Raw genomic sequence first — 7,101 nt, forward strand, 5'->3', positions numbered from 1 at the left:
TTCCAGAAGAATGTAAACAAACACTGTAAGCTATAACAGGGCAGTTGCGAACTGCTCTGTTTTTTTACCTATGTGCCTATGTTTTGATGCTTACGCTATATTGGCGATTTGGGTGAAAACAAGTATTTCGTGCTAAACCAGTCAGTTTATTGCAATGTGCAAAACCAATATATCCGTTAGCATTCCAATACGGGTTATCTACCACATAACTATACGCACATATTCACACAAACAAACAAAGAATACAAAAAACAATCGCGTAAGCCCTGAAATTCCAATAAACATCGCAATTTGACGATATTATATTGAAGTTATTTTTGCATAAAGGGGTTGACTAAATGAATATTAATGTTATATTAATATTCGTGTTTGTGTTGTAGGTTCATTTATTGAGTTACCTAAAGAAGGATTAACTGTCTACCAGTGCATAAGCACAGGTAGATTTTTTTATGGGCTACACATGAAATTAGAAATCAGTCGAAGAAAAGAGCAAACCATGTGAAAGTGTGGGACGCAAAGCCAAGGGACTAACGCCGAAAGGTCAGGTCAGCCGGCTGCCTCGATAATTAGTGAATTAACTATTATGAGGTGTAAAATGAAGAAGAAATTAATGGCACTATTGCTCGCAGTAGCAGTAGTAGGGATGTACTCTTTCGGGAGTATAGGAAGTGTATTCGCTGAAGATACTACGACCCCATCCATAGAACTGGACAACAGTTCGGCAACTCTTTATGTAGGTAACACAACCAAGTTAACTGCAACGGTAAAGAACGCCGATGGCGCAACAGTAGTATGGAAGAGCAGCGATGAAAAAGTAGCCACAGTATCAGATGGTACAGTGACCGGCGTAGCTGAAGGAACGGCAACAGTAACGGCTACTGCTCAGAAAGATGGAGCAGAAGTGGCAAGCACAACAGCTAGCGTGACCGTAGCCTCCAATAAAGACTCTGAAGGATCCACGGTAGAGGTTTCAAATCCGAAGGAGAATAGCGGCTCTACACAGGATGTAAAATATGCTCAGACAGAGGCAGACGCGGCTAAAGGCTCGTATATGAGTTACAATATTGGCGAGAATGCCAGTGGAACTCAGACTATAGATTTTGGAAATGATTTTATTGGAGCTTGGGATACTTATGGATACATTATGCCTGGTGATGGATTTGGAGCAAACATTGGCATTACAAACAGTTCAAAGCATACATATCAGATAGATGCGGGTTCTTTGACTGTATCTACATTAGAATTGAAAGATTCACAGAAGATAGCTACTATTCCAAACAATGCGCTTATGGAGCTATTTGGTAAGGATGGAAGCTCGTTTACATTGAGTGATCTTAGTAACAGCAGCATAGCAGCACAACTTAAGAAAGTCGGATTCGATGGAGACCTCTTTGATTACTATCTTCAATATTATAATAAAAAGTATAATACCAATGCGACAAATCTGTATGACCTTCCATTAGCAGCTAGGAATGATATTATGGGCAGCGGAAATCAGACATATTCAAACGGCTTATTTAAAATCACTGCTGAAGAAAAAGCTGAACTTGAGAAAGATACGAACAACTTATATAGATTTACGGAGAATAAAGATGGCACATACGATGTTCAGGCAGTGTCGAGTGATTCCAGACTTACGGATATGAAGTACCTGCATTTGCTTGGCCAGTGTTTGCAAATGGATGTTACTGGCAGTGAATGGTCAGACTTCAAATCTACACTACGTAGCGGAAGCAATGTTCAGAATGGAACTACAGAGTATCTGAATAATTCCGCAGTATACCAGAATGCGGTCAAGTACCTTTCTTCAGTGAACGGTGGTGATATAAATAAGGCTTCATCAGATGCAGCATATGTATTCGCTGTATTTGCTGGACTTAATGGACCTAATACGGGTAATGCATTCATGAATTATGCTTTTGGTTTGAACATGTCTATCCAGGCTAAGCAGATCGACGGTAGTGTTACCGTAACCAAGAAGACATCTGATGGCGGGGCTGCTAAAGCGTCATTCAAGCTTTACTACAAAGTAGATGGCTCTGACAATTACAAATACTATAAACTTAATGAAGACGGAACAGTTTCCTGGGTTGACGATCAGAACGACGCTACAATGGTAGAAACAGATACTACCGGAGCAACGACCATAGATTATCTGATGCCTGGTTATCAGTATTACCTTCAGGAGAAGGCTGTAGCGGCACTTTCTGGAAACAGTAGCGATTACGATGTTTATAACGATCCAATCGCATTCCAGATCGCATCTAACAGTACTACATCGGTGAATGTCACAGATACAGTCAAGAAGGAAACACCGACTCCTCCGACTCCTGTAGTCCAGACAACATCATACAATGTCGTAGCCAATTACTACACCAGCACTGATGGCGGCGAGTTCGTCAAGGACAATGCTTCCGAGGTAACGCTCAAGGATGCAACGACGGTAAATGTTGGCGATACTATCACGGCTACTCCGGAAGATTCCTGGATGGCTTACAACGGAAATAAGTACGGATTGGATGAGAGCAAGTCAACGCTGACTAAGGTCGCAGTCCTCGATAGAGCTACCAATACTCTGACGTTGAACTACTATCGTTCAGTCAAGAACGGCAGCGACGATCCTGACAATAACAATAAGCATAACGGCGGTGGGTCATCTGACACACCGAAGAATAATAACAACGGCGGCAACGGTTCTTCAACGGGAACGGCTACCAATGCCAACACACCTGATACCGGTGATTCAATGGATCTGGTACTCTGGTCGATGCTGGGCGTGACAAGTATTGCCCTTGCAGGCGTAGTGCTCGCGCTTCGTCGTAAGGAACAAAATTAAGCTTACACTATTTCAATTCACATAAACACAAAATACACAACCGAAAAAGTCCTCGAGTAAGCGAGGGCTTTTTCAGTGGTTTGCGATTTTTTTTGGAGAAATCGTGCATAAACTCTTGACACAGCGCATAAAAGTGCTATATTTAAGTTGTGTTTGTGTTGGAGTTTGTTTGTCATACGTAAAATATGATGAATAGGTATTTTTGGTCTACCAGTGCACAGCACAGGTAGGCCTTTTTTATTGAAATCCGCATGATTGATAAACAATCAGAGTAAAAGGCAAACCGCGTGAAAGCGTGGGACGCAAAGCCAGGGGACTAAAGCCGAAAGGCCAGGTCAGCCGGTTGCCTCGATAATTAATGATTTAATTATTACGAGGTGAAAAAATGAAGAAAAAATTAATGGCAATACTGCTCGCAGTAGCATTAGTAGGAATGTACAGTTTCGGAAGTATCGCAAGCGTATTTGCAGATGATGCAACTACGACTACCATCAGTCTGGATAAGACTGCTGAAACAGTGTACATGGGAAAAACGCTTGACCTGACCGCAACAGTCACCGGAGGAACGACTTCAGATGCGACTTGGGTAAGCAGCAATGAAAATGTAGCAACAGTAAAAGCTGATGACAGTGATTCGACTAAGGCTACCGTTACTGCTGAAAAAATCAGCGGTACGTCAACTATAACAGTTACTAGCGGGTCCGCAACGGCCACATGCGTGGTCACAGTTAAATCAAATGCAGGCGATGAAGGAAAAACAGTGAATTGCAAGTATTATGTTCATAGTACTACGGATGCAAGCAAGATCACATTTGGTACGACTGGCAGTACAGGACAGAGCGCCTCTAATTACACAGAAGGCGTGGAAGGTACGATAACGCTTCCGTCATCTTGGTCTAAAATTGATTCTAACGAGAATAGGTTCTATACAGCAGATGCTTCAGGAACTTCATTGGATCGCACAGACATTTTGACTGGCGTGCCGTCAATATTTGACAGTATAACAGGTATACAGTCGGTTTTTGATCAAAGTGTGAAGAAGATGAATAAGACCGTCGAGGTTACAGGAACAAGCGTAACCTGGTATGTAATCAAAAAGCATAACGATGGATACCATGTCGATGGATATGTAACAGCCAACGACCTTATTTACGCTTTGAACTACGACAAGAATACATCAGAAGAAGTTAGTAATATGCCGTCTAATACTGGCGCAGCGTATAAAACTACAGAAACAGCTACTTTGGATTCAACCAATACACCTGTAAGAGAAGGCTATACATTCAAAGGATGGGCTCTTAGCAGAAATTCAACGACAAACGTAACAAGTGTGAAATTCGATAAAGAACCGATCACAGTCTATGCAATCTGGGAGCAGAAGTATTCTGCTAAATATGACTGGGTGACCAATGCTCCGACTACAGGCGTAACTCTTCCGACTGACAGTTCTTATTATGACACAGGCGATGCCATCAAGAACATTGATAAGACATATACCAAGGGCTACACGATCAGTGATGCCAATGGCATATGGACATTCAGCGGCTGGGATGAAGGAACATTAGCTGGAAAAGTAAAGACATACACAGGAAGTTGGACATTTAAGGAATATCCGGCTGTAGCAGTTACTTCCACATACAATGTGATTGCTAACTACTATACCAGCACTGACGGCGGTGAGTACGTTCAGGACAACAGTTCAGTTGTAAACCTGAAGGACGCTACAGTAGCAACAGTTGGTTCAACGATTTCCGTAACTCCGGAAGACGCGTGGGCAACATACAATGGAAACACTTATGGATTGGACGAGAGTAAATCTACTCTTACCAAGACAGCAGTTCGGGATCCGTTGACAAACACTCTTACTTTGAGCTATTATCGCTCAGTAAGCAGCGACAACGGAAATTCAGACAACAATAATGCGGACAACAATAACAACGGCGGAGGATCATCATCAGATAATCCGAGCAATAACAACAGCGATGGAAATGGTAGTGGAAGCGGTTCTTCGACAGGAACGGCAGTAAACACCACAACTGATTCTAGCGTCCCTGATACAGGAGACAACAGCGAGCTGGTACTTTGGTCAGTCTTAGGTCTGACAAGTATCGCACTTGGTGGAGTTGTAATTGCCCTTCGTCGTAAGGAAGCTGAATAAGCTTAACCAATTTCAATTCACATAAACACAAGAGAAACCAAGAAGAGGATGCCACATGGCATCCTCTTTTAGGTTGGGATAAATATGTTGACAGGTGCATCGCTTTGATATATTATCAACTTATAGATAAAATTATGATAATATATAGAACGGAGGCCGTTATGATAAAGATCAGGCCAGTATCTGATTTAAGAAACAAGTTTACAGAAATAGAAAGTGTCGTTCGAGAAGGGGACCCGGTATATCTTACGAAAAATGGATACGGCACTATGGTAGTGTTGAGTTTGGAATCATATTCTAAACTTACCGATTCTGTTGAGTTCGCCCTCGACCAGACAGATTACATTGCAGAAAATGATAGTAAGCGGATGTCTCATGACGAAGTGTTTGACGGGATAAGGGAGAAACTTAATGCTAAATAGTAAATATAAGCTTAGATATCTGCCGGTGTTTTATGAGGACTTAGAAAAGGCGGTGTCTTACATTGCAGTTTCACTGAAGAATATTGAAGCTGCAAATAGCTTTATTAACGATGTCGAAAAGTCGATTAAGAACAGATTGCCGGTTGCGGAATCTTTTGAACAATATGAGTCGCACAAAGAGCGCAGATATCCATATTACAGAATTTACGTTGGTAATTTTATTATTTATTATGTAGTGATAGATGAAGACCCAGCAGAGAAAGTTATGGAAGTAAGGAGACTTCTATATAATAAGCAGAACCAGAAGAAGCACATCTGACTGTAATTATTTCACATGACAAAAAAACAGGCCTGCCGCAGCAAGCCTGTTCATCTTTACTCTATTTAAAGTATCTGTTCAGGAGACCCTGGAACGCTGCTCCGTGACGAGCCTCATCCTTGCACATCTCATGAACTGTATCGTGGATCGCATCCAGATTCAGCTGTTTAGCCTTAGTTGCAAGTTCCTTCTTACCCTTGCAGGCACCAGCCTCAGCTGCTACTCTCATTTCCAGATTCTTCTGAGTTGAATCTGTCAGGACCTCTCCGAGAAGCTCTGCAAACTTAGCTGCATGCTCTGCCTCTTCGTGAGCTGCCTTTTCATAATACATACCAACCTCAGGATAACCCTCTCTGTGAGCTACTCTTGCCATTGCCAGATACATGCCGACCTCTGAACACTCGCCTTCAAAGTTTGCGCGAAGTCCGTCTATGATTTCCTGGTCAACTCCCTTAGCTACGCCAACAACATGCTGGTCAGCCCACTCAGCTGATCCCTCTTCCTGTTTAACAAATTTATCTCCAGGAACCTTACACTGAGGACATTTCGCAGGTGGCTGCTCGCCTTCATAAACGTATCCGCAAACTGAACATACCCATTTCATAATTAGTTTCCTCCTTATTCTCATTTAGAATGACCCGCCATGTGACAGATCTTAACTAACTTAATTTTACCACATAAATCGAATATGTACCACAGAAATAATCAAAAGATTCTTTCGTAATCTTAATACTGACTTAACAAATCTTAATTTGACCGTGACTTACGTCGGGATTATGATTTAGGTAGTTAAATAAAGTTATTGAAATGAGGGGTAAATTTATGAGTAAGAAAAGTTGGATAAGGCCTGCTTTCGTGGTATTGCTGGCCCTGGTCATAGCCGCAGCATATTCGCTGCCCCAGGCACAAAGTTTTGCCGCCACAGGGTCCGGCGCAGGCGCGGGTTCAGCCGCAGGCACAAAGGCTACTGCAAAGGCAGACGCCGGGGTCGTCTCGGATCCCTACGGGAAGCAGTCGGCCGCGGACTATTACAAGGACGGGGCGTTCAAGTGCGACAACAGCAAGGTCAGCATCAGCCAGAACACCGGTGGCAATGGAATATTGATAAAAGGCCAGAAGGGAGATCTGACATCGGCCAGATATACCTTTGGGGGACAGTTTGATTTCTCCGGAAATAAAGTCGGCAGATTCACCGTAGACGCCTTGGGCGAGAGAAAGGCCAAGTTTACTTTGGACTTTTATCTGGACGGCAGCAGCGAGCCTTTTGCGTCGGTCGATTGCAAAACTAACTTCCAGTTTGCAAAAGAAAATTCCAGTAGAAAATAATTTGCAAGATTAATTTCTGTTTTATCAGAGCAAAACAGAA

The 7,101-nt window shown here is 42.6% G+C and carries 6 protein-coding genes and 2 riboswitches; of the genes, 5 read left to right on the forward strand and 1 reads right to left on the reverse strand.

What is annotated here, in order from left to right; genetic code table 11:
* Positions 1–478: 478 nt before the first annotated feature.
* Positions 479–562, forward strand: a riboswitch (cyclic di-GMP riboswitch).
* 33 nt (positions 563–595) lie between these two features.
* The 4 genes from EV211_RS10250 to EV211_RS10265 all read left to right on the forward strand — a co-directional run bounded on the left by EV211_RS10250 (position 596) and on the right by EV211_RS10265 (position 5,735).
* The gene (locus tag EV211_RS10250) at positions 596–2,836 is read left to right on the forward strand and encodes an Ig-like domain-containing protein (protein WP_207668023.1); all 2,241 of its coding nucleotides are present in this window, start codon (positions 596–598) and stop codon (positions 2,834–2,836) included.
* A gap of 267 nt (positions 2,837–3,103) precedes the next feature.
* A riboswitch (cyclic di-GMP riboswitch) is annotated at positions 3,104–3,187 on the forward strand.
* A gap of 34 nt (positions 3,188–3,221) precedes the next feature.
* Positions 3,222–4,994, forward strand: a complete 1,773-nt coding sequence (locus EV211_RS10255) for an InlB B-repeat-containing protein (RefSeq protein ID WP_133529340.1) — start codon at positions 3,222–3,224, stop codon at positions 4,992–4,994.
* Between the two features lie 161 nt (positions 4,995–5,155).
* The gene (locus tag EV211_RS10260) at positions 5,156–5,416 is read left to right on the forward strand and encodes a type II toxin-antitoxin system Phd/YefM family antitoxin (protein ID WP_133529341.1); all 261 of its coding nucleotides are present in this window, start codon (positions 5,156–5,158) and stop codon (positions 5,414–5,416) included.
* Positions 5,406–5,735, forward strand: coding sequence for a type II toxin-antitoxin system RelE/ParE family toxin (locus EV211_RS10265; protein WP_133529342.1), 330 nt, complete (start codon positions 5,406–5,408; stop codon positions 5,733–5,735). Before EV211_RS10260 ends, EV211_RS10265 begins: the two co-directional genes overlap by 11 nt.
* A gap of 61 nt (positions 5,736–5,796) precedes the next feature.
* Here EV211_RS10265 and EV211_RS10270 read toward each other — a convergent pair whose 3' ends face one another.
* Positions 5,797–6,342, reverse strand: coding sequence for an NADH peroxidase (locus tag EV211_RS10270; RefSeq protein WP_133529344.1), 546 nt, complete (start codon positions 6,340–6,342; stop codon positions 5,797–5,799).
* 215 nt (positions 6,343–6,557) lie between these two features.
* On the opposite strand from EV211_RS10270, the gene EV211_RS10275 reads away from it, so the two are divergent.
* The gene (locus EV211_RS10275; RefSeq protein ID WP_133529343.1) at positions 6,558–7,061 is read left to right on the forward strand and encodes a hypothetical protein; all 504 of its coding nucleotides are present in this window, start codon (positions 6,558–6,560) and stop codon (positions 7,059–7,061) included.
* The last annotated feature ends 40 nt before the right edge of the window (positions 7,062–7,101 follow it).

It is taken from the genome of Aminicella lysinilytica, from assembly GCF_004362975.1.
GTDB classification, from domain to species: Bacteria; Bacillota; Clostridia; order Peptostreptococcales; family Anaerovoracaceae; genus Aminicella; species Aminicella lysinilytica.

Coding starts and splice junctions, on each gene's coding strand:
- EV211_RS10255 (WP_133529340.1), top strand. CDS start 3,222: ATGAAGAAAAAATTAATGGCAATACTGCTCGCAGTAGCATTAGTAGGA.
- EV211_RS10275 (WP_133529343.1), top strand. CDS start 6,558: ATGAGTAAGAAAAGTTGGATAAGGCCTGCTTTCGTGGTATTGCTGGCC.
- EV211_RS10260 (WP_133529341.1), top strand. CDS start 5,156: ATGATAAAGATCAGGCCAGTATCTGATTTAAGAAACAAGTTTACAGAA.
- EV211_RS10265 (WP_133529342.1), top strand. CDS start 5,406: ATGCTAAATAGTAAATATAAGCTTAGATATCTGCCGGTGTTTTATGAG.
- EV211_RS10250 (WP_207668023.1), top strand. CDS start 596: ATGAAGAAGAAATTAATGGCACTATTGCTCGCAGTAGCAGTAGTAGGG.